General features: G+C 64.3%; 25 protein-coding genes and 1 pseudogene. 22 read left to right on the top strand and 4 right to left on the bottom strand.

What is annotated here, in order from left to right:
• Position 1: 1 nt before the first annotated feature.
• The 19 genes and pseudogenes from VWP12_RS06365 to VWP12_RS06275 form a co-directional block, all read left to right on the top strand.
• Positions 2–241: pseudogene (locus VWP12_RS06365) on the top strand (carboxysome peptide B); the annotation flags it as partial.
• A gap of 53 nt (positions 242–294) precedes the next feature.
• Entirely contained in the window at positions 295–591 is a 297-nt protein-coding gene (locus tag VWP12_RS06360) for a BMC domain-containing protein (RefSeq protein WP_058575618.1), read from the top strand.
• Between the two features lie 69 nt (positions 592–660).
• A complete protein-coding gene (locus tag VWP12_RS06355; RefSeq protein WP_136865891.1) occupies positions 661–957 on the top strand; it encodes a BMC domain-containing protein in 297 nt (98 codons plus the stop codon).
• Positions 958–1096: 139 nt separating this feature from the next.
• Positions 1097–1423: a BMC domain-containing protein gene (locus VWP12_RS06350; RefSeq protein ID WP_410473440.1), complete on the top strand. Its 327-nt coding sequence runs from the start codon at positions 1097–1099 to the stop codon at positions 1421–1423.
• A gap of 310 nt (positions 1424–1733) precedes the next feature.
• Positions 1734–2150 (top strand): bacterioferritin, encoded by a 417-nt coding sequence (locus VWP12_RS06345; RefSeq protein WP_410473439.1) that lies wholly within the window; start codon positions 1734–1736, stop codon positions 2148–2150.
• 28 nt (positions 2151–2178) lie between these two features.
• Positions 2179–2457 carry a 4a-hydroxytetrahydrobiopterin dehydratase gene (locus tag VWP12_RS06340; protein WP_158611738.1) on the top strand — a complete coding sequence of 93 codons (279 nt, stop codon included), beginning with the start codon at positions 2179–2181 and terminating at the stop codon, positions 2455–2457.
• A gap of 35 nt (positions 2458–2492) precedes the next feature.
• A complete protein-coding gene (gene parA / locus VWP12_RS06335; protein ID WP_410473438.1) occupies positions 2493–3131 on the top strand; it encodes a ParA family partition ATPase in 639 nt (212 codons plus the stop codon).
• Positions 3128–3490, top strand: a complete 363-nt coding sequence (locus tag VWP12_RS06330) for a hypothetical protein (RefSeq protein WP_410473437.1) — start codon at positions 3128–3130, stop codon at positions 3488–3490. The genes parA and VWP12_RS06330 overlap by 4 nt, the downstream gene beginning before the upstream one ends.
• A 70-nt stretch (positions 3491–3560) precedes the next feature.
• The gene (locus VWP12_RS06325) at positions 3561–5912 is read left to right on the top strand and encodes a nitric oxide reductase activation protein NorD (protein WP_410473436.1); all 2352 of its coding nucleotides are present in this window, start codon (positions 3561–3563) and stop codon (positions 5910–5912) included.
• 111 nt (positions 5913–6023) lie between these two features.
• Complete coding sequence (locus tag VWP12_RS06320; protein ID WP_410473435.1) at positions 6024–7706, top strand: NADH-quinone oxidoreductase subunit L; 1683 nt, start codon at positions 6024–6026, stop codon at positions 7704–7706.
• Between the two features lies 1 nt (position 7707).
• A complete protein-coding gene (locus VWP12_RS06315) occupies positions 7708–8454 on the top strand; it encodes a hypothetical protein (RefSeq protein ID WP_410473434.1) in 747 nt (248 codons plus the stop codon).
• A gap of 4 nt (positions 8455–8458) precedes the next feature.
• Entirely contained in the window at positions 8459–11599 is a 3141-nt protein-coding gene (locus VWP12_RS06310) for a DUF2309 domain-containing protein (protein WP_410473433.1), read from the top strand.
• Positions 11596–11922 carry a P-II family nitrogen regulator gene (locus VWP12_RS06305; RefSeq protein WP_058575608.1) on the top strand — a complete coding sequence of 109 codons (327 nt, stop codon included), beginning with the start codon at positions 11596–11598 and terminating at the stop codon, positions 11920–11922. Before VWP12_RS06310 ends, VWP12_RS06305 begins: the two co-directional genes overlap by 4 nt.
• A gap of 64 nt (positions 11923–11986) precedes the next feature.
• Positions 11987–12826 carry a CbbQ/NirQ/NorQ/GpvN family protein gene (locus tag VWP12_RS06300; RefSeq protein ID WP_250106136.1) on the top strand — a complete coding sequence of 280 codons (840 nt, stop codon included), beginning with the start codon at positions 11987–11989 and terminating at the stop codon, positions 12824–12826.
• Positions 12827–13431: 605 nt separating this feature from the next.
• Positions 13432–14241 (top strand): phosphonate ABC transporter ATP-binding protein, encoded by an 810-nt coding sequence (gene phnC / locus VWP12_RS06295; protein WP_156573327.1) that lies wholly within the window; start codon positions 13432–13434, stop codon positions 14239–14241.
• Positions 14241–15098: a phosphate/phosphite/phosphonate ABC transporter substrate-binding protein gene (gene phnD, locus VWP12_RS06290; RefSeq protein ID WP_156575322.1), complete on the top strand. Its 858-nt coding sequence runs from the start codon at positions 14241–14243 to the stop codon at positions 15096–15098. Before phnC ends, phnD begins: the two co-directional genes overlap by 1 nt.
• Before the next feature lie 81 nt (positions 15099–15179).
• Positions 15180–15977, top strand: a complete 798-nt coding sequence (gene phnE / locus VWP12_RS06285) for a phosphonate ABC transporter, permease protein PhnE (protein WP_156573325.1) — start codon at positions 15180–15182, stop codon at positions 15975–15977.
• Positions 15978–16024: 47 nt separating this feature from the next.
• A complete protein-coding gene (locus VWP12_RS06280; RefSeq protein WP_156573323.1) occupies positions 16025–17032 on the top strand; it encodes a phosphonate dehydrogenase in 1008 nt (335 codons plus the stop codon).
• On the top strand, positions 17029–17553 hold the full coding sequence (locus tag VWP12_RS06275; RefSeq protein ID WP_156573321.1) for a LysR family transcriptional regulator: 525 nt from the start codon (positions 17029–17031) through the stop codon (positions 17551–17553). Before VWP12_RS06280 ends, VWP12_RS06275 begins: the two co-directional genes overlap by 4 nt.
• Positions 17554–17583: 30 nt before the next feature.
• Here the strand turns inward: VWP12_RS06275 and VWP12_RS06270 are convergent, their stop codons facing one another.
• Positions 17584–18063: a DsrE family protein gene (locus VWP12_RS06270; RefSeq protein ID WP_410473432.1), complete on the bottom strand. Its 480-nt coding sequence runs from the start codon at positions 18061–18063 to the stop codon at positions 17584–17586.
• Positions 18064–18276: 213 nt separating this feature from the next.
• Positions 18277–19650 carry a DEAD/DEAH box helicase gene (locus tag VWP12_RS06265; RefSeq protein WP_410473431.1) on the bottom strand — a complete coding sequence of 458 codons (1374 nt, stop codon included), beginning with the start codon at positions 19648–19650 and terminating at the stop codon, positions 18277–18279.
• Positions 19651–20018: 368 nt separating this feature from the next.
• Here VWP12_RS06265 and VWP12_RS06260 point away from each other — a divergent pair, with 368 nt between their 5' ends.
• Positions 20019–20570 carry a DUF2058 family protein gene (locus VWP12_RS06260; RefSeq protein WP_410473430.1) on the top strand — a complete coding sequence of 184 codons (552 nt, stop codon included), beginning with the start codon at positions 20019–20021 and terminating at the stop codon, positions 20568–20570.
• 159 nt (positions 20571–20729) lie between these two features.
• Complete coding sequence (locus VWP12_RS06255) at positions 20730–21788, top strand: DUF748 domain-containing protein (protein ID WP_410473429.1); 1059 nt, start codon at positions 20730–20732, stop codon at positions 21786–21788.
• Positions 21789–21803: 15 nt separating this feature from the next.
• Here the strand turns inward: VWP12_RS06255 and rssA are convergent, their stop codons facing one another.
• Both rssA and VWP12_RS06245 read right to left on the bottom strand, forming a co-directional pair.
• Complete coding sequence (gene rssA, locus VWP12_RS06250; protein ID WP_410473428.1) at positions 21804–22745, bottom strand: patatin-like phospholipase RssA; 942 nt, start codon at positions 22743–22745, stop codon at positions 21804–21806.
• Positions 22746–23303: 558 nt separating this feature from the next.
• Entirely contained in the window at positions 23304–23798 is a 495-nt protein-coding gene (locus VWP12_RS06245; protein ID WP_410473427.1) for a DUF4174 domain-containing protein, read from the bottom strand.
• 269 nt (positions 23799–24067) lie between these two features.
• On the opposite strand from VWP12_RS06245, the gene VWP12_RS06240 reads away from it, so the two are divergent.
• Positions 24068–25291 (top strand): acetyl-CoA carboxylase biotin carboxylase subunit family protein, encoded by a 1224-nt coding sequence (locus VWP12_RS06240; protein ID WP_410473426.1) that lies wholly within the window; start codon positions 24068–24070, stop codon positions 25289–25291.
• Positions 25292–25575 lie beyond the last annotated feature (284 nt).

The raw sequence follows: 25575 nt of genomic DNA, 5'->3' as shown, positions 1-25575 counted from the left end.
CATGGAGATCATGCAGGTACGTTCCGACCTGGTGGCCACGCGGCGCGTGCCCGGGTTGAAACATGTTTCCTTGAGGGTGCTGGTCGACCAGTCCGGCAGCCTCAACGTCGCGGCCGATCCGGTCGGGGCACCAGAGGGTAAATGGGTCGTCACCGTCAGCGGTTCCGCCGCCCGGTTGGCGCTCCCGGATCCCACGATCCAGACGGATCTGACAATTGTCGGCATCATCGATCACTGGGATCCTTGCTGACATTAGGTTTTCGTTTTAACAAGTCGTTCGAGAGGAGAGACAAGATGGCTGATGTATCCGGTATCGCACTGGGAATGATTGAAACGCGCGGTCTCGTGCCGGCTATCGAGGCGGCTGACGCCATGACCAAGGCTGCCGAGGTTCGCCTGGTTGGTCGTCAATTCGTCGGCGGTGGCTACGTGACCGTTCTGGTCCGTGGTGAGACCGGCGCGGTCAACGCTGCCGTTCGCGCTGGCGCTGATGCGTGTGAGCGTGTTGGTGACGGTCTGGTTGCCGCGCACATCATCGCGCGTGTCCATTCCGAAGTAGAAAACATCCTGCCGAAAGCCCCGGAAGCCTAAGGCGGATTTACGTAATGTCGGCGGCCTGACGTCGCCGACTGATTCAACTACAGCTTGGGAGTAACTCAAATGGCTGATGTATCCGGTATCGCACTGGGAATGATTGAAACGCGCGGCCTGGTGCCGGCAATCGAAGCGGCTGACGCCATGACCAAGGCTGCCGAGGTTCGCCTGGTTGGTCGTCAGTTCGTCGGCGGTGGTTACGTGACCGTTCTGGTCCGTGGTGAGACCGGCGCGGTCAACGCTGCCGTTCGCGCTGGCGCTGATGCGTGTGAGCGCGTTGGTGACGGCCTGGTCGCTGCGCACATCATCGCGCGCGTCCACTCCGAGGTAGAGAACATTCTGCCGAAAGCGCCGGACGCCTAAGTCCGCGCGATTTGAGCAGGCTCCTGTGGTCGTGTCCCCGTGGCGCGACCCTGTCTGCCAACCAGATTCTTTTTCAGGAGCCGTTCAGACATGAGTGCTGACGGCTCTTGTTGGATTGACCGACCCGAGGGTTCATTACATGGCTAATTCCGGTATTGCACTGGGCATGATCGAAACGCGTGGCCTGGTCCCTGCCATCGAGGCAGCGGACGCGATGACCAAGGCCGCCGAAGTGCGGCTGGTCGGCCGCTCGTTCGTCGGTGGCGGTTACGTCACCGTTCTCGTGCGCGGCGAGACCGGGGCCGTGAACGCCGCCGTCCGTGCCGGCGCCGATGCCTGCGAGCGAGTCGGCGACGGCCTGGTGGCTGCCCACATCATTGCCCGCGTGCATGGTGAGGTCGAGTCGATCCTGCCGGAGGATGCCGCCCACTGCGAATCCTCCTGGTGCGTCCCGTCTATCGCGTGACGCACGACTGACAATGGCTGATAGCGAAGGAACCGCTGCACGAATCGATGGTGCCTCTGGCTCGCGGGTTTGTTCGCAATCGAGGCGCCGGGCCGAAGGCGGGCTTGTTGCCCGTCGAGGGCCGGTAACGACGAGTGCGAACAAACCCGCGAGCCCCGCCCGGGCGGGCCGCCAAGGGCCCATCTGCGGCGTTGCGGCGCTTGCGAATGGCAACCACCATTCGCTGCACACCGCGCCTTGCATCTGGACCCTTGGCGGTCCCGCAGAGACACTATCGATTCGTGCAGAGGTTCCTTGAGAGGGATTAGCGATGAGCATGCGGAACAATTCGCGTGTGATCGGGCTACTTGGACGAGCCCTGGAACTGGAAATGGAATCCGCCCAGCAGCATGCCACCCGTGCCACGTTGGCATCGCTCTGGGGCCAGCATTCGCTGGCCGAACAACTTTACAGCCTGTCGGACGAGGAAATGGGGCATGCCGACCTCGTCACCCGGCAGATGCTGCTGTTGGGGTTCGCCCCGCCGGCGCTCTCCCTCGCCCCGGTCCGGCCCGGCCGGGACCCGGAGGAACTTTTGGCCCTCAGTCGGGCCAAGGAATGGGAGACCGTACGGTTCTACGAGGATGCGTCCAACTGGTTCCGGCGTTTCCAGCCGGACGAAACCGGCGCCCTCTTCGCCCACCTCTTCAACGAAGAGCTGGGCCACGTCCGTCAGCTCGGCGGCTAGGCAACACGAGTTCTCAGGGAGAACGCACATGGTTGAGACGACCGACATCCAGGTGGACGGCTGGCAGACCCAGAAGCGCCCCCCCATGCTGATCCGCAAGTTCGAGTTCGAGGACTATTCGCAGACGCGTGATTTTCTCGATCGCCTCGCCGAGGTGTCCGAGGAAATGGGCTACCACCCCAGCCTGCAATTCGACCGCACCCAGGTCAGCGTCAATGTCTCCCCGCTTGAGGAGACGCTCGGCGACCTCGAGGTGCGTTTCGCCAAGCAGGCGACCGAACTGGCCGAGAAGACCCAAGCGGGTTAACCAGGCAGGCTAAGCCCATCAAGGAGGGTGACACCATGGCCGCACACGTCATCGCACTGGCCAACCTCAAGGGCGGCTGTGGCAAGACCACGCTGTCGATCAACCTCGCCTCCGGACTCGCCCGGCGCGCCGAGGTGGGCCTGATCGACGCCGACCCCCAGGGTGCCCTGCGCCACTGGTCGGGCTGGGGCGAGGCCAAGTCCGGCCTCCCACGTCTGTTCGACGACCACGACGATGCCCACGCCAACCTCGCGGCGGCACGCCAGCATTGCGACTACGTGATCGTCGACTGCCCGCCGTCACTCGACATGAACGTGACCATCGAGTTGCTGCTTCACAGTCACCAGGTCCTGATCCCCGTTCTCCCCTCGCCGCTCGACCTCTGGGCGAGCGCCGACACCGTCAAAGCGGTGAACAAGGCACGCGAGAACGGCAACCAATCACTTTCCGCGGCTCTGTTGCTCAACCAGACCGAACCGCGTAGCGCCATGACCCGTGCCATGCAGAATGCTGTCACGGGACTTGGCTTGCCCGTCCTCCCGGCGGCCGTCCGCCGTCGGGCCGCCTATCGGACGGCGGTCGTGGAGGGAGTGAGCGTCTACCAGCTTGGCGGCCGTGGTCGTGCGGCGGTGGACGAAATCGAGAACATCATCGACGAGGTAACGTCACCATGAGCAAGTTGGAAGACAAGCTGAGCGCCAGCGTGAAGTCGGACTCCGAGTCCAAGCCGACCGAGACCCCCAAGACCGAATCCAAGCCGGCCGCAACCAGCAGCACGGCAACCAAGACGACGGCAGCAAGCAGCACGGCCAGCAAGCCGGCCGCGGCCTCCTCCACCGCCCGCAAGGCACCCGCCAAGCGTTCCGCCCCGGCGCGCAAGGCACCGGCGACGAAGACCGCGGCCAAGAAGCCCGCCACCAAGTCGAGCACCGCGACCAAGTCTTCGACCCCCCGCAAGCCGGCCAGCAAGCCGAAGAAGGCGCCGGGTCTGGGCGAACAGCCGCTGCACCCGCGCCGCGTCTGGCCGGACTGATCCTGCCTCCAGGCCGGCCTAGCGCCGGCCGACTTTCTTCCTTGTCAACAGCAGAGCCACGATCGACGTCATGACGAGTGCACGGCTAGAAGACCAGGAGCGCCTGGACGAACTGGGCGAATCCGCGCGCGAGATCCTCGAGATCCACTGGGTGGACGCCTCGCGGGTCTTCCCGCCGCGTGCGCTCGAAGCCTATCTCGAGGGTGCGATCAGCCTGCAATCGCTTGGACGTGGCGAGGAACTGGTCCTCGCCTATATCGAGAGCACTCCCCAGGTGGCACGGGAGCTTGGCACCGATGCCGCCTTCGAATTGCTCTCGATGGCGATCAAGATGTTCTCGAAGACCAGTGCCGCGGTGCTCGTCCTGCTGTTCTCCACGGCCCCGGTGGCCGCGAGCCGTCTGGGCGAGGCCTCGCTGTTCCAGCAGTACCTGTCACTGGTCAACTACATCCTGGCGCAGGCGCCACGCGCCCTGCGCCCCATGCTCACGCAGCTCGACCACCTGCTCGAGGTGCTCACCCTCGGCGGCCTGCGACGCTGGGCCACCTGGGGTATCAATGCCCACCGCAGTGACTTCGAGGCACTGGACGCCTACTTCAGCCTGGCGAGTGCCGATGCCGAGGCCGTGCTGCAGAAGGAGCGTCGCGGCACCCTGTTCGTCGACGTGCAGCGGCGCCTGGTGATGTACCTGCGTGCCCTGTGGGCCCGCAATTTCCTGCTGCGTCCCACCTCGGGTGACTTCGAAAGCCGCCAGGGCTACCGGCCGTTCATCGAGGGGCCGTTCATCAACCTGCCCGATGCCTTCGACGACTACGTCGACCGCGATGATTCCTCCGTCGATGGCGTCAACCTCTACCGCGCCTCGGCCGCTCACGCCGCGGCGCACATGATCTACTCGGGCTTCGATGCCGAGTCGGAAGAGGCCTCCAAGCTCCAGCAGACCTTCATCGGCCTGATGGAGGATGCGCGCGTCGAAACGCTGGCCGGCAAGGACTTCCCCGGCCTGGCGCCGTTGTGGACGCGTATCGCGCGCATCGCGGTCAATCGCCACGAAGAAACCGATGCCGAGCGCGTCGGCCCGCTACTCGACCGGCTGGCCCTCGCCCTGCTCGACCCGGACTACACCGACGATCATCCGCTGATCGTCCAGGCCCGCGAGGCGGTGACCTCCATCCGTGCGGATCTCGAGGACTATGAGCGTGTCCGCCAGGCAGGCCTGGCACTGGCCGAACGTGCCGAGCAGATGGGCCTGCACTTCAGCCCCAGTCAGGACGTGCCCAGCATCCCCTACCGCGACGACAACCGCTTCCTGTTCGAGAAGCCGGAGTCGGCCTTCGAGGTCCAGCAGCAGGGCAGCGTCGACGACAAGCGTCGCTACGTCTCGCTGATGGAAATGCTCAACGAACTTGACGTCGAGTACATCTCCGCCGAGGACGCCGAAGAGATCTGGGTGCTGGGCACCGAGCTCTACGACAACCACGGCCGCAAGTACTCCGACATCTTCGCCGAGGACCGCACCGCCTCGCCGGTGCACTACCACGAGTGGGACTACATGTCCCAGCTCGAGCGCCCGTACTGGACCACCATCAACGAAAAGCGCCCGGTCGACGGCGACCCCGAGACCATCGACGCGATCCTCGAGCGTCACAAGCCGCTGGTCCGGCGCCTGAAGTACCTGATCGAGGGCATCCAGCCGCAGGGCGTGGTGCGCGAGAAGAAGGTCGAGGACGGCGACCAGATCGACATCAACGCCGCGATCAGCGCGATGATTGACATCCGCATGGGCCAGACGCCGGACCCACGCATCAACATCCGCACCCGGCTGCAGGTCCGTGACCTGTCGGTGATGCTGCTGATCGACCTGTCCGAGTCGACCAACGACATCATCGGCCGCGGTGAAGAGGAGACCACCGTCCTGGATCTGGCCCGCGAGGCGGCCGCCCTGCTGGCCGATGCGATCCACCGGGTGGGCGATCCGTTCGCCATCCACGGCTTTGATTCCAACGGCCGCCACGACGTCGAGTACTACCGCTTCAAGGACTTCGGCGAGCCCTACGGTGACAAGGCCAAGGCGCGTCTGGCCGGCATGACCGGACAGCTGTCCACGCGCATGGGTGCGGCCCTGCGCCACGCCGGCTCGGTCATGAGCCGGCGGCCCAGCCAGCGAAAGCTGGTGCTGATGCTCTCCGACGGCGAACCCTCGGACAACGACGTACGCGATCCGCAGTACCTGCGCCACGACACCAAGAAGGCGGTCGAGGAGCTGCACCGCCAGGGCGTCGAGACCTTCTGCGTCACCCTCGACCCCAACGCCGACGAGTACGTCTCGCGCGTGTTCGGCCCGAAGAACTTCATGGTGCTCGACCACGTCTCACGGCTGCCGGAAAAGCTGCCGGCGCTGTACCTGTCGATGACCCGCTGATCCGCCGGGACGGCGATCACCGCCCCACCCGGCCCAGGGCCCGGTCGGCGAGCGGAAACGAGATTTTTTTGCAGCGAACTGGCACCGGCCAGTGAAAGATGGAGTAAGGACATGATCAAACTGCAATGGTTGATCCCTTTATTGCCGGTGCTCTCCGCCCTGCTGGTGCACCTGCTGGCCGGTCGGCTTGGCAGGCGGGTCGCCCAGTTGAGCGTGGGCATGGGGGTGATCACCTTCCTCGTCGCCCTCTGGCAGATCGTGGTCTTCATCACGAGCGACCAGGGCCCGAGCTGGATGGGCATCGGCGGCAACTGGGGCAGCGTCTACCTCGACCCTCTGAGCGCCACCATGGCGCTAGTGGTCTCCGGCTTTAGTTTGATCGTGCACATCTACTCGGTGCGCTACATGGCCGAGGAGCCCGGCTACGCGCGCTTCTTCATGCTGCTCGACCTGATGACGGCATCCATCCTGCTGTTCGTCACCGCCGGTGATCTCATCACCCTGCTGATCGCCTGGCACCTGGTCAGCGTGATGATGTACTTCCTGCTCGGCCAGAACACCGAATCCCGGCCGGGCGAGCGCTATGCCTTCTGGACCTTCCTGACCTACCGCATCGGCGATCTGCCGATGGTCCTGGCCGCCGTGATCCTGTTCCAGGCCTACGGGGCGCTGGACTTCCCGACGTTGTTCGACCGGCTGATGGCCGCCCCCGACACCGAGGTATTCGGCATGCCGGCGGCGATCACCGCGGCCGGGCTGATCGCCGTCTCGGCCTTCGCCAAGTCCGCCCAGTTCCCGCTGCACACCTGGCTGCCCTACACCATGGACGGCCCGACGCCGGTCTCGGCACTGATGCACGCGGGCATCGTCAACGCCGGCGGCATCATCATCAACCGCTTCGCCCCGGCGTTCGTCAATGCCGACGGCGTGCTGCACCTGCTGTTCGTGGTCGGCCTGCTCACCGCCGTGATCGGCTCGGTGCTGATGCTCACGCAGAACGACATCAAGAAGTCGCTGGGCTACTCCACCATGGGCCAGATGGGCTTCATGATCATGGAAACGGGCGTCGGCGCATTTTCGCTGGCCGTGTTCCACCTGATCGCCCACGGCATGTTCAAGGCAACCATGTTCCTGAGCTCGGGAGACCTGATCGGCGATGCCCGCCGCCACGACGACGTGCCGCAGAACCCGCTGTATACCTTCCTGGTCGACCGCAAGACCGGCAAACCGGCGCGATTACCGTGGCTCGCCATCGGCGTGGTGACGCTCGTCGTGCCGCTGGTCATCCTGCTGCTGGCGCACTGGGCGGTCTCGCCGGACTTCTTCCAGAAACAGGGCGCGATCGTGCTCCTGTTCTTCGGCTGGATCACCGGCGTGCAGGTGCTGTTCGCCACCCATCGGCTGGATGCGACCAACCCGGTGCGCATGATGCTGATGATCCTGCTCTCGTTCGCCCTGATCGTGATCGGCTACAGCATCATCGGGCACACCTTCGAGACCTTCCTCTACCCGGATGCCGCCTTCCGCGAGGCGCTGTATCACGCCGCGGGGCTCGATGCGGTCACCTTCGACGGGCTGGTGCTGCTGCTGGGGCTGATCGTGCTGGTCGGCTGGATCGGCAGTTACCTCGCCAGCCGCGAGGAATCGCTGTTCGGCAACCGCTTCTCCGAGCTGCGGCTGACGCTCTACTCGCTGATCTCGCGCGAGCTCTACATCGCCGACCTGTACGAGCGACTGAGCCAGGCCCTGCTCGAGGGCTCCAAGCGCATCAATGTCTGGATGAGGTGGCGCTGACATGAACACGCTGTTGCTGTTGCTGGCAGGGTTCTTCCTGCCCCTGTTCCCCCTGAGCATGGCCTTCAACTGGTTGCTCGGGCGGTTCAACAACCCCGTCGTCCGCGTGCTGCTGATCCTCGTCTGGCCGCAGATCGGCGTGCTGCTCGTGCTGGCCGCCGGCGTGCCGCTGACCGGTAGCGCCTTCCTCTGGTGGGGCCTGATCACCGCCGCCTTCTACGCCTGGCGCCTGCTCACCGTGCGCGAGCTGGGCCAGTGGGCCGCCATGCTCGCCACCTCGGCCTTCGCGCTGACCTGGGTGATGGCGGCCGACGGCGCAGGGGCGGTCGACCTGCACGCCTTTGTCCTCGGCTTTGCCGTCGCTCCGGCCCTGCTGGTCGCGGTCACCACGTTGCTCGAACGCCGCCTGGGGGCGGCCTACTCCGGCCTGGTCACCGGCATGGCACGGGACATCCCCCGGCTCGCCGGCCTGATCACGGTGGTGCTGCTCGCCGCGATGGCGCTGCCGATCTCGCCGGGCTTCTTCGTCATGCTCGACCTACTGCTCGAGAGCGACCCGGCCCCCGTGATCGTGGCGCTGCTGACCTGGCTCTTCTGGAGCTGGGCCGGCACCCGCCTGCTGCGGGACACGGTATTCGGTCCGCGTAGCGGCAAGCAGGTCGCCGACCTGCCCGCGCCCCACGCCTGGGCCTTCGCGGGCGTGATCGTCGCCGCGGTCGTGTTGAACCTGATCTGGACAGGAGTCTGACGCCATGAGCCGACTGACGCTGGGCCATCGCCTGAAAATCCGCTCCATGGTGCACATGGCCGCCGAACCGATCCCGTTCTTCTGGCCGATGCGGACCTTCATCCACCACAACCCGCTGCATGGCCTCGAGCACCTGCCCTTCGAGCAGGGCGTGCGCCAGGGCGAGCAGCTGTTCCACGGCCGGGCCTTCCTGCCGCGAACCGACTACCAGCGCTACCACGCCGAGGGCAAGGTCGACGACGCCACGCTCGGTGACGACATCCGTCGCTTCTTGGCCGAGCGCGATGCCATCGGTGGACTCGACCTCCACGGCCTGCTGCAGACCCTGCTGTGCCGGACGCCGGAGACGGTTGGCGTGAGGCTTGACCTCGCGGATGCCGAGGACATCAAGTGCACCATGGACGGCGAGACCTCCTGCGCCGAGGTAACCGCCGACATCGACGCCCTGCAGGAAGGCCTCGCCAGGCAGTTCCCGCCCGAGCGCCCGCTGTACGAGTCCATCGACCTCTTGTTCGGCACCGAGATCGGCACCACCCTCGACGAGCTGGTAATCAAGAGCTGCCTGGACTTCTTCGACGAAGGCCAGTCGACCCTGCAGATGCCGGGCCGCGAACACGGCTTTTTCACCGCCTGGAGTGCGCTGGCCAAGCGCAACCTGCGCCTGTTCCTGCGCGGCCTGCACATCAAGAAGATCCTCGCCCAGGACACCTCCGCCGAGGGCGTGATCGCCTACGTGCTGGGTGAACTGGGCATCGAGGAGGCCCACTGGGACGGGCTGATCACCCGCGAGCTGACCCGCCTGCACGGCTGGGCCGGCTTCATCCGCTGGCGCTCGTCGGCCAACCGCTACCATTGGTCGCAGACCTACCCCGCCGACCTGATCGACTTCCTGGCCATCCGGCTGGTGCTGGGGCTGGCGCTGATCCGGGAACACGCCCGTCGCAAGCGCCTGCCCGCCACCTTCCCGGAGCTGGCCGCGTATCTCGAGCAGCACACCGCCGAGTGCTACCTGCGCCAGGCCTACCACGGCGGCACCGTCCAGCCGGAGTGGGCCCACCGCGTCGACGACGCCCTGGCGCACAAGCACCCCGGGCGCATCAACCGCTTGCTGCCCGAATACCTGCAGGCCGAGCGCATCGCCGAGGCGCGCCGACAGGCCGACCGCCTGCTCTCACTGGCCGAGGCCGCCGGGCAGACCGAGGCGCTCAAGGCGCTGGACGCCGACCAGGTCGACACCCTGCTCACCCTGCTCGACGAGTTCGAGGATGGCGAGGGCATGATGTGGCTGCGCGCCATGGAAGCGGTCTACCGCAAGTCGGTCCTCAACGAGATCAAGCTGCTGCCGCCGGCCAAGCGCGAAAAGCGCCCGTTCGCCCAGGCGCTGTTCTGCATCGACGTGCGTTCCGAGCGCATCCGTCGCCAACTCGAGCACGTCGGGGACTACCAGACCTTCGGCATCGCCGGCTTTTTCGGCGTGCCGGTCAGCTTCATCGGCCTGGGCAAGGGCACCGAGCTCGACCTCTGCCCGGTGCAGATCACGCCCAAGAACGTGGTGCTGGAAGTGCCCACCGGTGCGACGCAGATCGAGACAGATTTCTACTCCTCGGCCAGCCACGTGCTGCACGACGTGAAGAGTTCGGTGCTCTCGCCCTACTTCACCGTCGAGGCGATCGGCCTGCTGTTCGGCTTCGACATGATCGGCAAGACCGTCGCGCCGCGCGTCTACGACCGCTGGCGCAATCGCATCGAGCCCAAGGACGCCTCGACGCGCCTGTTGATCGACAAGCTCTCGCGCGAGCAGGGCGACTCGATCGTCCGCTCGTTGCAGCGGGTGACGATCGTGCGCGCCATCGGCCAGGAGCTCGGCATCGACCGCGACGCGATCACCGACGCGATGATCCGCGAGCTGCGCGAGATCGCGATGGGCAACAAGGAGGGCACCTCGGAGTTCGCCCGCCAGTTTGCCTTGAGCCCGGCGGCCGAGGCCGATTTCATCGAGACGCTGCGCGACGAGTACCGCATCAACCCGTCGTTCGTCTCCATGCAGATGGAACGCCTGGGCAAGATCGGCTTTTCCACCGACGAGCAGGTCTACTTCGTCGGCCAGGCGCTGCGGATGATGGGCATGAAGGAAACCTTCTCCCGTTTCGTCATCCTCGCCGGCCACGCCAGCCAGTCGGACAACAACCCCTACGAGTCCGCGCTGGACTGCGGGGCCTGCGGTGGCGGCCACGGCCTGGTCTCCGCGCGCGTGCTTGCGCAGATGGCCAACAAGTCGGAGGTGCGTCGTCGCCTGGCCGAACAGGGCATCCACATCCCGGATGACACCTGGTTCGTCCCGGCGCAGCACAACACCACCTCGGACGAGATCGTGCTGCACGACCTCGACCTGCTGCCGACCAGCCACCTGGTCTACATGGAGCGCCTGCGCAACGGCCTGCGCGCGGCCAGCCGCCTGTGCGCCGCCGAACGACTGCCCACGCTGGAGGATGGCGTCGCCCCGAACCTCGACACCACCACGGCGTACCGCCACATCCAGCGCAACACCAGCGACTGGACCCAGGTACGCCCCGAGTGGGGCCTGGCGCGCAATGCCGCGGTGGTCGTCGGCGGCCGGCACCTGACCGAGGACATGAACCTCGACGGGCGCAGCTTCCTGCTGTCATACGACTACAAGCTCGACACCAAGGGCCGCCTGCTGGATACCATCCTCTCCGGCCCGTTGATCATCGGCGAGTGGATCAACCTCGAGCACTACTTCTCTGCCGTCGACAACGAGGGCTTCGGCAGCGGCTCCAAGGCCTACCACAACGTCGCCGGCCGCTTCGGCGTGATGACCGGCAACCTGTCCGACATCCGTACCGGCCTGCCCTCGCAGACGGTGCTCAAGGACGGCCGCCCGTACCACGAGCCGCTGCGCCTGCTGGTGATCGTCGAGGCGCCGGTACCGCACGTACTGGCCGCCGCCGGCCGGGTACCCAAGGCACTGAGCCTGATCGTCAACGGCTGGATCAACGTGGTGGTCGCCGACCCCGAGAGCGGCCACCTGCACTTCTTCGATCGCGGCGAATGGCACGACCTGGGACCGGCACCCCAGCGGGCCAAGCAACTGGAATCCATTGACGCAGAGGAGAGCCCTGCATGAGCAATCTCAAACTCAACCCGCTGAAGAAGCTCGAGATCATCATCGAGGGCGAGCACCAAGAATTCGCCACCGACCTCCTCGACCGCGCTGACGTCAAGGGCTACACCATCGTCGGCAACCTGTCCGGCAAGGGCAGCCAGGGCTTCCACGAAGGCCACCTCATGTTCAACGAGGACGAGGTGCTGATCATGATCATCGCCGCCGTTCCGGAAGAACTGGTCGAGCCGCTGCTCGAAGGCTTCGCCCCGTTTTTTGACAAGCACAGCGGTGTGGTCTTCGTCTCCGACATCCAGGTCAGCCGACTGGTTAAGTTCAAGGGCTGATCGCGGTAGCATTGCGACCCAGCCGTCGCCACCGACACCCCAACACCGAATCGAGAGCGCAAACATGTTGTTTGATCAAAGCCCCCAACAAGGCACCAGCAGCGCGGACGCCGACCAGTACCGCATCCAGACCGAGCCCTACTACCGCCCGGTCCACGACGAGATCGAGCTGTACGACGCCGCCTACAAGGCCCGCATGCCGATGATGCTCAAGGGCCCGACCGGCTCAGGCAAGACCCGCTTCGTCGAGTACATGGCCTGGAAGCTGCAGCGTCCGCTGATCAGCGTGGCCTGCAACGAGGACATGACCGCCTCCGACTTGGTCGGCCGCTACCTGCTCGACAAGGACGGCACCCGCTGGCAGGACGGCCCGCTGACCACGGCCGCCCGCATGGGCGCGATCTGCTACCTCGACGAGATCGTCGAGGCCCGCCAGGACACCACGGTCGTCATCCACCCGCTGACTGACCACCGTCGCGTCCTGCCGCTGGAGAAGAAGGGCGAGCTCGTGGAGGCGCATCCCGACTTCCAGATCGTGATCTCCTACAACCCGGGCTACCAGAACCTGATGAAGGACCTGAAGCAGTCAACCAAGCAGCGCTTCGGCGCGCTGGACTTCGACTACCCGGACCCGGACACCGAGACCGAGATCCTTGCCCACGAAACGGGTGTAGACCGCGACACCGCCGGCAAGCTGGTAGAGATCGCCCAGCGGGCGCGCAACCTCAAGGGCCACGGCCTGGACGAGGGCATCTCCACCCGCCTGCTCGTCTACGCAGGCCAGCTGATCGCCAAGGGCGTCGACCCGCGCGATGCTTGCTCCATGACCCTTGTCCGTCCGATCACCGACGACCCGGACATGCGCGATACCCTCGACTCGGCGGTCGCCGCCTTCTTCTCCTGACGTCGCAGGCCCGCCGAATCCACAAACGCCCAGCCGATTAAACCGGCTGGGCGTTTTTTTTGTCAGATCATACGACCCGCCGGTAGCGCGTCAGCACGAATTGCACGGCCACGACCTGTCCGGCCTAAAGACGTGTCGGATGCGCGCTGTCGCCAGTCGGTCCACGAACGATCACCGGCGAAAAATCACCTGGGACATCTAACGCGCGCGTCAGATTGTGTCCATCCCCCCCCGTCAACGTTTGTTCCAGCAGCGCGATCGCAATTGCCTGATGCGGATTTCCACACCCACGGACTCAATGCCCGGGAAAAACGCGACCTACTCAACAAGCACCTCGAACGGCGGTTTCCTCATTGCCGTCGAATGCACCTCCATCATGTCGATCTCGAGCGACATGCTGCCATCTCGACAAACACGACAACTGAGTTAGCACTTATTTCTTAAGCCTCCAAACCCGGGGTAGTCACGAACATCCACCACGGCCATCAAGCTTCATCCCCTGGTCATCCGCCCGTCACGGCGTAGTCACATCTACCCCATAGCCTGAACTCAATTCGGTTTTCGAATCGAATCTAGGTTTTGATTCAAACTAAGTGGAGGCGAGCATGATCCGACTCAATCAGGTCAGCGTGACCTACCCTGGCGGCTTCACCGCCCTGCACCCGACGGACATCGAATTCCGTCGCGGTGAGTTCACGGTCCTGCTGGGCGCCTCCGGCGCCGGAAAGTCGACCCTGTTGCGCTGCCTCAACTACCTCAATGTCCCCAGTAGCGGCCATGTGCATGTGGAAGGGATCGGCGAATTGAAGCGGCGCTCGGCACTCCTGGCCCACCGCAGACGTACCGGAATGATATTTCAGCAGCACCAGCTGATCGGCCGCCTCAGCGCGTTGCGCAACGTACTAACCGGCCGGCTCGGTTATCACGGCACTTGGCGCAGCCTGGTTCCATTACCTCCTGAAGACCAACGTATCGCACTACAGGCCCTCGATCGCGTGGGCCTGATGGCGAAGGCTCTGGAACGGGTCGACTCACTCTCAGGCGGCCAGCAACAACGCGTCGGGATTGCCCGAGCGATCGCCCAACGGCCGCAGATGGTCCTCGCCGACGAACCCGTCGCCAGTCTCGATCCCCACACGTCGGTGCAAGTACTGGGACTCATTCGCGGGGTCTGCGCCGAGGATCACATCCCCGCCGTGGTGAGCCTGCATCAACTCGACCTGGCTCGCCAATTCGCCGATCGCATTGTCGGCATCGCAGCCGGACGGGTCGTCTACGATGGCGCACCCGCCGGACTCAGCGATCTCCACCTGGAAGCCATCTACCGCCGTGACCCGACCCGCAGCAGCGAGGCCACGGCCGCCCCTTCCACCACAACCGAGTTCCCCCTGAACCTAGCAACGGAGAAATCGTGATGAAGAAGCTCTTCGCAGGACTGCTTACCGCCGCCACCCTCATGACCGGCGCAGCCCACGCAGCGCCGCAGGCCGACCCCGATACCCTAAAGGTTGCTCTGCTGCCGGATGAAAACGCCGCCACCATCATCAAGAACAACAAGCCGCTCCAGGACTACCTCGAAGATCGCCTGGACAAGGAAATCGAACTGGTTGTCACCACCGACTACTCCTCGATGATCGAGGCCATGCGTCATGGCCGGCTCGACCTTGGCTACTTTGGTCCGCTCTCCTACGTGCTGGCGAAACAGAAGAGCGAGATCGAGGCCTTCGCAGCGATCAACAAGGGCGGCAGCACTTCCTACCACGCCGTTCTCATCGGCAACGTCGAAGCCGGTGTTGAAGACTACGAAGACATCACTGGCAAGGATGTCGCCTTCGGTGACGTCGCATCCACCTCGAGTCACCTCATCCCCAAGGCCATGATGGCCGAACAGAAGATCAGCCATGAGGGCGATTACGAGGAACACTTCCTCGGCTCCCACGATGCAGTGGCCATCGCCGTCATGAACGGCCGAGCTCAGGCCGGCGGTTTGAGCCAGCCCATTTACAACTCGCTGGTTGCCCGCGGGATGGTCGACGAAGACAAGGTGAGCGTCATCGAGGTCTCCAAGCCGTATCCGCAGTATCCGTGGACCATGCGCTCAAGCCTGGCACCGGAAGTCAAGGAGCGCATTCGCAACGCCTTCTACGATCTGGAGGACCCGGCGGTACTCAAGCCGTTCAAGGCAGATGCCTTCGAGCCCATTTCCGACAGCGACTACGACGTGGTGCGTGAACTCGGCCAGCTCCTCGACCTGGACTTCTCCAAGATGTAATGCGAAACGGAGTCGGCGCTCGTGTGACCGCCGGCTTCCCTCGTTCGAACGAACAGGAAACTCCACAGGTATTTCGTCGCCATGCAAAGCGAACACGATGCAGTACTGCTCCAGCAGCGACAAACGTTTCGCCGCGGCAGCATCCAGTTGCTGGTTGTCGCCACGGTAATCACCATCTGCTCCATTTACGTCGGTCTGTTCGACGGCGCGCGTCTGGCAGAGGGCATCCCGAGCATGATCAGCCTGATCGGCGAGATGTTCCCGCCCGACTTCCAGAATGCTCGCGACTGGGTCGAGCCGCTACTCGACACACTTGCCATGAGTGTCGCCGGCACCGCTCTCGCCGTGACCTTCTCCGTCCCCCTGGCCCTGCTGGCCGCGCGCAACACCACCCCCCACCCAGTGGTCTACCAAGTCGCCCGCGCCATTCTCAACGGATTGCGCTCCATCCCGGAACTGATCATGGGGATCATCTTCGTCGCCGCGGTCGGTTTTGGCGCGCTCCCTGGCGTCCTGGCCCTGGGACTGCACTCGATCGGGATGGTGGGCAAGTTTTTCGCCGAGGCCATCGAGCACGTTGACGAGGCACCAGTCGAGGCAACCCGCGCCGCCGGCGCCAACGGTCTGCAAGTGATCTGGCACGGCATCCTGCCCCAGGTGCTGCCGCAAATGGCGGATGTTTCCATCTATCGCTGGGAATACAACTTCCGCGCTTCCACCGTCATGGGGATGGTCGGCGCCGGGGGCATCGGCTTCGAGCTCATGGGCTCGCTGCGCATCATGCAGTATCAGGAGGTTCTCGCGATTCTCCTGGTGATCCTGGTGATGGTGACCATGGTCGACGCCCTGAGTGCCGTACTGCGCCGCAAGTTCAAGTAACACCACCGCGGCGCGCGAGCCGCCTGTTCCCACATCGGAGTCTATCCATGTCCAAACCCAAAGTCGTCCTTACCCACTGGGTCCACCCCGAGGTGATCGAGCTACTGCAGACGCGTTGCGAGGTGGTCGCCAACCCCACCCGGGAAACGCTGTCCGCCGAAGAAATCCGTCGACGCACCGCCGATGCCGACGCCATCATGGTATTCATGCCCGACAGCATCGATACGGCATTCCTGGACGCGTGCCCGCACCTGCGCGTAGTCGGGGCGGCCCTCAAGGGGTACGACAACTTCGACGTCCAGGCGTGCACCCAGCGCGGCATCTGGTTCACCATCGTGCCGGATCTGCTCACCGTGCCCACGGCCGAACTGACCATTGGACTGATGCTGGCCGCCGGGCGACGCATGCTGGAGGGAGATCGTTTCGTTCGCAGTGGCGAGTTCGCGGGCTGGCGCCCCCAACTGTATGGCACCGGCCTGGCCGACACCACCGTGGGCATTATCGGCATGGGCGCGGTGGGCCGCGCCATCGCCAAACGCCTGGCCGCCTTCGACACCCGCATCCTCTACACCGACCCGGTGCCGCTGAGCCGGCAAGAAGAGGCGGCGTGGCAGGCCGAAGCAGTGGCACTGCCGAAGCTGCTTTCCCGCAGCGACTACGTGATCCCCATGCTCCCGATAAAACCCGAGACGCTTCACCTGATCGACTCCGATGCCCTGGCGCAGATGCGCGACGGCACCATCCTGGTCAATGCCTGTCGCGGCTCAGTCGTAGACGAGGCGTCCGTCGCACAGGCACTGGACACCGGCAAGCTCGCCGCCTACGCTGCGGACGTATTCGAATTGGAGGAATGGGCGCGGCCGGAACGTCCCCGAGAGATCCCGCCCGCCCTGCTGGAACATCCGCACACCTTCTTCACCCCGCATAGCGGTTCGGCAGTCGATGCCGTTCGGCGTGACATCGCCCTCGAGGCGGCACGCAACATCCTTCAGGCCCTCGCCGGAGACCGGCCACATGGTGCTCTCAACGACCCGCAGGTACGGAAAGGCGCGTGAACCTCAGACATCTGGAGAGCTTCCTCGCGGTACTCCGACACGGAAGCTACCGAGAAGCCGCAACGCGGACAGGGACGTCACAACCCGCCCTCTCCCAACACATCCGCAAGCTCGAGGCCGAACTGTGCGTCGGACTGATCCAGCGTCAGCACAGTGGATGCAAGCCCACCCCGGAAGGGTTGGCACTGGTCCCCTACGCCGAAAGCCTGTTACGTACCGAAAAGCGGGCGCGTGCCCACTTCCGGGACCGTTCGTTGGGTATTGGCGCGGGCACCAACATCGGCGTGTACCTGTTGCCTGCCTATCTCAAGGATTTCCGCACCCGGAAACCGGAAACGGAGATCGAGATGACCGTCGACAACAACCCCGCGATCGCCCGGCGTCTCGAAGAAGCACAGATCGAAGTAGCCATCATGGAATGGTGGGACGGACGCCGCGGCTTCACCGCACATCCGTGGCGACGCGAGGAACTCGTGCTGATAATCCCACCCGCGAAAAAGGGGTCAGAACCCTTTAAATAGAGCCGACGGGGCCTCTCGAGAACCCGACGATCACTTCATGTAGGCATAGCCCTGGTGCTGCAACTCGATGATCTCGGCGTCGGCCATGGGCACCACCTTGACGAAACCATGCACGTCCTCGGGCGCGACGTCGTGCAGTGCCGCGGCAGCCGCGCACATGCGGTACTCGATATTGCCGGCCACGGTGAGCGATTGCGCGCGCTCCATCAGCTCCTTGTTCTCCTCGTACTTCTCGTGAGTGAACAGCGGGATCTCGTCGCCGTGCAGGACCACGACGATATGCGCGTCGAAGACATCGCCGGCGTATTCGTTGTTCAGGTGACTGACCCGGCCGATGATGCTGTTGAGCGCCTCGGCATCCTTTGCCGCCACGTCGTAGACGACCTTGTCGGGCTGGTAGTCCTTCTCGTTCAGCTCGGCCGTGCCCCAGGGGCGGTTATCACTGGCGATGGCGATAGGAATAGTCATGGCCGGCAGCAGGCAGGCAAACAGCAAGGCACGCTTGATCATCGGCTCCTCCTCGCATCCCTGAGGGATTGTCGTGTTCTCCCATCAGACGGTAGCCGACCCGACGGACAACACCAATTACTTTGCCTGTTATTCAATAAGGGGCTACCCACCGGTGCCAACAGGATGATTGCCCTAAACGAACAACGCCCGGCTGAGTAGCCGGGCGTTTCGATTGTCGATCATCGGCCGCAGCCGACGATCAATGCGTCTTAATTAGCGGTTGCCACTGCGACCACCGCCACCGCCGCCGCGGGCACCACGGCCTCCGGGACGACCGCCCGGGCCACGACCGCCACCACCGGGGCCGCGACCCTGGCCGCCGCCGGGACCGCCACGACCACGCGGACCACCCTGGCCGCCACCGGGACGACCACCGCCACCACGGCGACCGCCACCGGCGTTGTTACGCCCGTTGGGGATCGGCTCGGGCTTGGCGTTCGGGTCCGGCTCGAAGCCGGGCACGACGTGGCGCGTGAACTTCTGCTTGGTCAGGCGCTCGATGCCGGCCAGGAGCTTGTGCTCGTCGATGCAGACCAGCGAGATCGCCTCGCCGGACTCGCCCGCGCGACCGGTGCGGCCGATGCGGTGAACGTAGTCCTCGGCGACGTTCGGCAGCTCGAAGTTGACCACGTAGGGCAACTGGGCGATGTCGATGCCACGCGCGGCGATATCAGTGGCGACCAGCACGCGGATGGTGCCGTTCTTGAAGGACTCCAACGCCTTGGTGCGGGCCGTCTGGCTCTTGTTGCCGTGGATGGCCATCGCCGGGATCTCACGCTTGGACAGGTACTCGGCCAGGCGGTTGGCGCCGTGCTTGGTGCGGGTGAACACCAGCACCTGCTGCCAGTCCTGGTCGATCAGCAATTCGGCGAGCAGCTCGCGCTTCTTGTCGCGATCGACCTCGTAGACCGACTGGCTGACCGCCTCAACGGTGGTGTTGCGCGGCGTGACGGAGATCTCGGCCGGGCTGTCGAGCAGCTTGCCTGCCAGGGTGCGGATCTCGTCGGAGAAGGTGGCGGAGAACAGCAGGTTCTGGCGGTCTTCCGGCACGATCTTGAGGATCTTCTTGATGTCGTGGATGAAGCCCATGTCGAGCATGCGGTCGGCTTCGTCCAGCACCAGGACTTCCACCTGCGAAAGGTCCACGGTGCGCTGGTTCTGGTGATCCAGCAGACGACCCGGCGTGGCGACGAGGATGTCGACGCCCTTCTTGAGCTTGTCGATCTGCGGGTTGATGCCCACGCCACCGAACATGACCATCGACTTGAGCGGCAAATGGTGGCCGTAGTCGAGCACGCTCTGCTCGACCTGGGCGGCCAGTTCACGTGTCGGGGTGAGGATCAGTGCGCGAATCGGACGCTTGCCACCCTTGTGGCCGCCTTCCGGGTGCGTCTCCATCAGGCGCTCAAGCAACGGCAGGGTAAAGCCGGCAGTCTTGCCGGTACCGGTCTGGGCCGCGGCGAGCAGGTCCTTGCCGGACAGTACGGCGGGGATGGCCTGGGCCTGGATGGGGGTAGGTTCGGTGTAGCCGCGCTCTTCGATGGCACGCTGGAGTTCCGGGCGAAGGCCCAGTTCTGAAAACAACATAGAAATGATTTTCCTTGGGGACGAGAACGCTCAGCGCATGGAGGCCATGACGAAAATGGCGTCTCGAATGGCGTGGCGTTTCCCGTCACACGGCCCCGGGAGGGGACGCACGCCAGTCGGCAAGGAAAACGCGGGGTTGATGGTGTGCCGTGGGCACATCATCAGTAATGAAATCGGCAGGACTGGTCAGACCGAGCCGGCGCAGCATAGCAGCTTTGCCCGATCGGCATAGAGAAATCTGCGATGGCTAGCGTTTGATGGGGCCGCCGCGCGGCGATATCGATCATGCACCCCATCGCCACGCCCGAGTCGGTCGCCCGGTCGAACTGATAAACTCTTCGACCTAAATCACGACAGACGGCAGGTTCATGAGCAAGGCATCGCTTCAGGATCAACTACTCAAGGCAGGCCTCGCCAAGAAGGGTGGCAAGCAACCCAAGCAGAAGAAGTCGGCCTGGGGGCGCGTCAATCGCCACGACAAGGACGCGAACACCAAGCCGCCCGCTGAGATCGAAGCGGCCAGGAAGGCGGCTGCCGAGAAACTCGAGCGCGAGCGCCAGAAGGCGCGCGAAAACAGCGCCCGCCAGCGCGAGGAAGAGCAGCGTCGCGCCCAGCGTGCCGAGGTCCGCCAGCTGATTCTCGACCATGCCGAGAAACTCGCCGGCCACGGCGAGCCGTTCTACTTCGTCGATCAGGGTCGGATACTGAGCCTGCCGGTCAACGCCCGCCTGCGGCGCGGGCTGGCCACGCGCAAGCTGCGCCTGGCGACGTGGGACAAGCGCTACTACATCGTCTCGGCAACCACGGCCGAGAAAATCGCCCAGCGCGACCCGGCCTATCTGCTGGCCCTGCCCAGCGGCGGCGAGATCCGCGATCCGGCCTATGCCGAATTCACCGTGCCCGACGACCTGATCTGGTAATCCTTCCCTTGGGACACGGCTTCCTGTCGGCACCTGCCGGAAAAGCTAAGCTCCCATAAGCGAACCGAATCGTCGACCCGCCTGTCCCATTCCAGCAAACGACGCGGACGGCAAACGATCCGGTGACGCGCACCCGCCCCGTACTCCCGGGAGGAATCCATGAAGGGCATCAAGAAAAGAAGTGTGGCCTTCGGCCTGATCGCGGTGATCGTGGTTCTGTTGATCGTAGGACGCGCCTACCTGCCCTACTGGGTCACCGACTATCTGAATACCCAGATTGCTGCCCTCGACGGATACGCAGGATCGTTGGAGGACGTGGACATCCACCTGTGGCGCGGCGCCTACGTCGTTCATGGTCTCGAGATCCACAAGTTGGAGGGCGGACTGAAAGAACCCTTCGTCGCCGCGGAAACCATTGACCTGTCGGTGGAATGGAGCGCCCTGCTCGATGGCGCGGTGGTCGCTGAAATCGACATCTACGACGCGGACCTCAATTTCTCCCGGACCCAAAGCGGCGAAGGCGCAGGTTGGCAACGCCTGGTGGAAGCCTGGTCGCCGTTCGATATCAACCGGCTGACCATTCACGGAGGCCGGGTGGCGTATATCGATTACAGCACCGAGCCGAACGTGCATCTCTTTATCGATGACATCGAGGCTCGGGTGACAAACCTGCGTAACGTCGAGCGCGGCGATCCAACCCTGCCCTCTGACCTGAACATCACCGGCCACTCGATTGGCGGTGGTGAGTTGACGGTCGAGGGCAAGTTGAACGTGATCAAGTCGACGCCCGACTTCGACATCGACCTGGCGTTGCGGGGCGCCTCCCTGGCGGCTTTCAACGACTACACCCAGGCGGCCGCCGCGATCGACTTCGAGAGCGGGACCGTCGGCCTCTTTTCAGAGCTCGCCGCAGTGGACGGGCGCCTGACCGGCTACCTCAAGACGGTGGCCACCGACGTTTCGGTGGTCGACCTGAGCGAGAGCGACCAGAACCCGATCAACGCCCTGTGGGAGTCGGCCGTCTCCGTGTTCATGGATGTCTTCAAGAACCAACCGGAGGACCAGTTCGCCTTCCGCATCCCGATCGAGGGGAACCTAAACGACCCGGAACGAGGCACCTGGGCTGCTTTCCTGAGCATCTTCGACAATGCCTTTGGCCAAGCCTTCACGCGCGACACGGATGGAAATATCCGCTTCGAGGAATTGCTGGAAGACTAACCCGCCAATAGGCAATCACGACCGGTTCTTGCCGCCGATCTCGACGATCAGGGCCGAATCGTCAAGCGCCCGGCGCGCCGCTTCATAGCCTTTCTCGATTGCCTCGTCGGCACGCTCGAATTCGAGCAGGCCGATATGCGACAGCTTCGGTGAAATCATCAGTTCCGGCGGGTCGCCGGCCATGCGGCTTCGGGTGATGCGGTCCTGCATGATGTTGATCGCGCCGGCCATGACGTCGAGCATGCCCGGCGTGGGCTCAGCCTTTTCACGTTCTTCCAGCCACTTGCCAATCCGGCCATCGAGCAGGCGCTCGTCCAGACCGTCGACCCACTTGCGCAGCCCGCTTTCGTTGTCGGTGTCGTGCCGCGCCGCCCCGCGGATGTCACGCACATGCCGCCCCACCAGATCGCTGTTGAGATTCACGGCGATCACGACGTCCGCGCCCAGCGCCCGACACAACGACACCGGCACCGGGTCGGTCAGCCCACCATCGACCAGCCACCGGCCCTCGTTGCGCACCGGTGACATCAGCCCCGGCACGGCAATCGAGGCGTGGACGGCGTCTATCAGGCTGCCCTCTCGCAACCACACCTCGCGGCCGGCTTCGAGATCGGTCGCCACCGCGGCAAACGGTATCCGCAGTTTCTCGATGTCGACCGGCTCGACCTGCTTGGCCAGCGAGCGCATCAGATCGTCACCCTCGATCAGCCCGCCACCCAGCCGGACATCCAGCAGGCGCATCACGTCCCAGGAGCGGATGCTGCGCGCCCAGGCCTCGAGCTTGTCCATGGATTCGCCGGCGTAGCCAGCCCCGATCAGCGCACCGAAGGAACAGCCGGCGACCACCGTCGGACGGATGCCGGCCTCTTCCAGCGCCTTGATCACGCCAATATGCGCCCAACCCCGGGCCGCTCCGCTGCCCAGTGCCAAGCCAACCGTGGGTTTGCCGTCGGTCATTGATCACTTCCCTCTCGTTCCATCGAAAAACCCGCCCTGGAGGCGGGTCATATCCGGCTTTTGCCAGCCTTGGGAACGGGCTGCGCGGGTTCGATGCTGCTCTGCGTGTCGTGAGCCGGGCAGATGCAAGGCGCCCGTTCGCCGTGGAAGGGTCACTCCCTTTCCAAGAACGGTAACGCGGCAGGTGCCCGGCTCACGCGCGCCCTTGGGGGCCAACGGGCCAGAGTGGCATCGAACCCGCGTAGGCCGTTCCCCTAATCGTACCCCGGGATCAGAGTGTAGCCGTTGTTCTGGTAGCCCATCTGCGGCGTTACAGCCCTTGTAAAGGGCGACGGTCCTTCACGGCGGGCTGCGGCCTTGCATCTGGGCCCTTGGAGGTCCCGCAGAGACGCCATCGAATCGTGCAGCGTTTCCCTAGATAAAGCCGACAAAACGAATCCGGCGAACGATTAGCCTCTCATCTCATACTTGCGCGGCGCATCGTTCAAATCAATATCCGGATGATCGAATTTTCTGATCGTGGGCCGGTAGGCGGGTATGGCTCCACGCCGGACGCTATCAAGGGCCCTGGCAGTCATCCGGATCCCGGGCCAGTTCGGTACGCCGCATCGGCATTCGATCGATCAGGGCCCAGATCGTCTCCAACGCATCGGGCCGACCGCTGTACTTGCGTTGCCCATCGAGGCCAAACAACAGCAGGCGCGTGTCATTACCGCTAGACCAGCCCACCCGATCGCGTACGATGGTTGCTGCACTCTTATCCAGCCGCGTCGACTCGAAGTCGGCCGTCTCGCCGCCGTCGAACCGGCGCCACACCGCACCTTCCTCGTCGATGACCAGCCAGTGAACGCGACGCTCGGCCAGTGCGCAGCGATCGTCCCGCAGCCGTTCAGTCCATTTATCCGCCTCCGGACCGCCCTCCACCAGCACCAGCGGGCGCACCTGCCACTTGAGCTTGTCCCAATAGGTGTCGGCCACGGCAGTCGACGGGACCACGCCGACGCTGACAACGAAGCAAACCCAGGCGGGAACGAATCGAACAAGACGGAGCATGGGGCCTCCGGCGCGGTGCGTTGAATCACAAGGCTAGACCCGATCATCCCATCCGTCTCGACCCGCCTCGAGGTGGGAGTGGCGCCGATCGCATCGCTACCACGCCGAGACGCCTCCCGAATTCACATGGCGTCCCGACCACGTAACGACCGTCAGTCGACTAGGCTCTATGCCACACACAGCTTTACCGATTCGCGCGGCACAGGTGGAGGTGCCGGTAAGCCGGTTGTCGGCTCAACATTCCATTTCGCCCGAATCAGAGGTACCCCATGGAGAAGAATCCCGAGAAAGGTTTTGTCGCGCTGCTGGGCTGGTCGCTCAATGCCGTCGAGGCCGCGGAAACGTTCGATCGTCGCTACGTCGTCGTTGCACCCGACTGGGCCGAGGAATACTGCGAGAAGCACGACATCCCTTACATCCCATGGAACTTCGAGCGGCTGAACGATCGCTCAATGGAGATCGCGCACACCCTGCAGGAAAAGGGCGTGGACGTTGCCATCCCACTCTACGAGGAAACGGTCGAATGGGCCGGGGCGATCAACTCGGTGCTGCTCGACCAGCCCAAGCTGTTCGGCCAGTCGATGCTGCTGCGCGACAAGGCATTGATGAAACGTCGCGCCCAGCTTGGCGGCATTCGCGTGGGCATATTCGAGGAGGCGCATGACAAGGAAGACGTAGTGCGCTTTCTCAAGCGGGTCAACCAGACCCTGCTCAAGCTCGACGGCGATCCCAACGACCCGATCCACCTCAAGGCGTTCGACAAGGCCGGCTGCCTGGGTCACCGCGTGATCCGCACGCCCGACGAGGTCGATACCATCCCGGAAGAGGAATTCCCGGTACTGATGGAATCCCACCTTGATGGCTGGGAATTCGCGGTCGAGGCCTGGATTCACAACGGCAAGATCCGCTTTCTCAACATCTCGGAGTACGTGACGCTGGGCTACTCGGTCTTCGTACCGGCCACCCCCGAACTGGAAAAATACCGTGAGCAGATCACCGCCCAGATCGAGAAGCTGATCAAGACCTTCGACATCGAGTTCGGCTTCATCCACCCGGAATACTTCGTCACCAACGATGGCGAGATGTACTTCGGCGAGGTGGCCTATCGCCCGCCGGGCTTCAAGGTATTCGAGCTGCTGGAGCGTGCCTACGGCTTCAACGCCTACCAGGGCCTGATCCTGTCGTTCGACCCCAAGACCACCGAGGAGGAGATCACCGCATTCTTCCCCAAGGAAGTCGTGGATGCCAAAGGCGTGGCCGGGTGTTTCGGTGTCTACCCGCGCCGTCGCGTTGTCAGCAAGCTGGAGATGCCGGCCGAGACCGAGGACCACCCCTACTTCGAGTCGCATGAACTGACCCCACCACTGGAAGAGACCGTCACCAAGCGCACGGCGTTCGGCACGCACTGGGGCTTGATCTACTTCTTCGGCGACGATCCGCACACGATGCGCGATCTGCTCAAGCGCCAGGAGGATCTGGACTTCTATGTATAATCCCGCGCCATATCCTGGGCACGAGGAGCGCGAGGGAACCTCTGCACGGATCGATGGTGCCTCTGGCTCGCGGGTTTGTTCGCAATCAAGGCGCCGGGCCGAAGGCGGGCTCGTTGCCCGTCGAGGGCCAGTAACGACGAGTGCGGGCAAACCCGCGAGCCCCGACCGGGCGGGCCGCCAAGGGCCCATCTGCGGCGTTGCGACGCTTGCGAATGGCAACGACCATTCACGGCACACCGCGCCTTGCATCTGGACCCTTGGCGGTCCCGCAGAGACACTATCGA

This window comes from Guyparkeria sp. TX1, assembly GCF_046523965.1.
In the GTDB taxonomy this organism is placed as follows: Bacteria; Pseudomonadota; Gammaproteobacteria; order Halothiobacillales; family Halothiobacillaceae; genus Guyparkeria.
Note: the sequence above shows the minus strand (reverse complement) of the source record. Positions and strands in the feature narration are given on the sequence as shown.

Coding starts and splice junctions, on each gene's coding strand:
- VWP12_RS06360 (WP_058575618.1), top strand. CDS start 295: ATGGCTGATGTATCCGGTATCGCACTGGGAATGATTGAAACGCGCGGT.
- VWP12_RS06355 (WP_136865891.1), top strand. CDS start 661: ATGGCTGATGTATCCGGTATCGCACTGGGAATGATTGAAACGCGCGGC.
- VWP12_RS06350 (WP_410473440.1), top strand. CDS start 1,097: ATGGCTAATTCCGGTATTGCACTGGGCATGATCGAAACGCGTGGCCTG.
- VWP12_RS06345 (WP_410473439.1), top strand. CDS start 1,734: ATGAGCATGCGGAACAATTCGCGTGTGATCGGGCTACTTGGACGAGCC.
- VWP12_RS06340 (WP_158611738.1), top strand. CDS start 2,179: ATGGTTGAGACGACCGACATCCAGGTGGACGGCTGGCAGACCCAGAAG.
- parA (WP_410473438.1), top strand. CDS start 2,493: ATGGCCGCACACGTCATCGCACTGGCCAACCTCAAGGGCGGCTGTGGC.
- VWP12_RS06330 (WP_410473437.1), top strand. CDS start 3,128: ATGAGCAAGTTGGAAGACAAGCTGAGCGCCAGCGTGAAGTCGGACTCC.
- VWP12_RS06325 (WP_410473436.1), top strand. CDS start 3,561: ATGACGAGTGCACGGCTAGAAGACCAGGAGCGCCTGGACGAACTGGGC.
- VWP12_RS06320 (WP_410473435.1), top strand. CDS start 6,024: ATGATCAAACTGCAATGGTTGATCCCTTTATTGCCGGTGCTCTCCGCC.
- VWP12_RS06315 (WP_410473434.1), top strand. CDS start 7,708: ATGAACACGCTGTTGCTGTTGCTGGCAGGGTTCTTCCTGCCCCTGTTC.
- VWP12_RS06310 (WP_410473433.1), top strand. CDS start 8,459: ATGAGCCGACTGACGCTGGGCCATCGCCTGAAAATCCGCTCCATGGTG.
- VWP12_RS06305 (WP_058575608.1), top strand. CDS start 11,596: ATGAGCAATCTCAAACTCAACCCGCTGAAGAAGCTCGAGATCATCATC.
- VWP12_RS06300 (WP_250106136.1), top strand. CDS start 11,987: ATGTTGTTTGATCAAAGCCCCCAACAAGGCACCAGCAGCGCGGACGCC.
- phnC (WP_156573327.1), top strand. CDS start 13,432: ATGATCCGACTCAATCAGGTCAGCGTGACCTACCCTGGCGGCTTCACC.
- phnD (WP_156575322.1), top strand. CDS start 14,241: ATGAAGAAGCTCTTCGCAGGACTGCTTACCGCCGCCACCCTCATGACC.
- phnE (WP_156573325.1), top strand. CDS start 15,180: ATGCAAAGCGAACACGATGCAGTACTGCTCCAGCAGCGACAAACGTTT.
- VWP12_RS06280 (WP_156573323.1), top strand. CDS start 16,025: ATGTCCAAACCCAAAGTCGTCCTTACCCACTGGGTCCACCCCGAGGTG.
- VWP12_RS06270 (WP_410473432.1), bottom strand. CDS start 18,063: ATGATCAAGCGTGCCTTGCTGTTTGCCTGCCTGCTGCCGGCCATGACT.
- VWP12_RS06265 (WP_410473431.1), bottom strand. CDS start 19,650: ATGTTGTTTTCAGAACTGGGCCTTCGCCCGGAACTCCAGCGTGCCATC.
- VWP12_RS06260 (WP_410473430.1), top strand. CDS start 20,019: ATGAGCAAGGCATCGCTTCAGGATCAACTACTCAAGGCAGGCCTCGCC.
- VWP12_RS06255 (WP_410473429.1), top strand. CDS start 20,730: ATGAAGGGCATCAAGAAAAGAAGTGTGGCCTTCGGCCTGATCGCGGTG.
- rssA (WP_410473428.1), bottom strand. CDS start 22,745: ATGACCGACGGCAAACCCACGGTTGGCTTGGCACTGGGCAGCGGAGCG.
- VWP12_RS06245 (WP_410473427.1), bottom strand. CDS start 23,798: ATGCTCCGTCTTGTTCGATTCGTTCCCGCCTGGGTTTGCTTCGTTGTC.
- VWP12_RS06240 (WP_410473426.1), top strand. CDS start 24,068: ATGGAGAAGAATCCCGAGAAAGGTTTTGTCGCGCTGCTGGGCTGGTCG.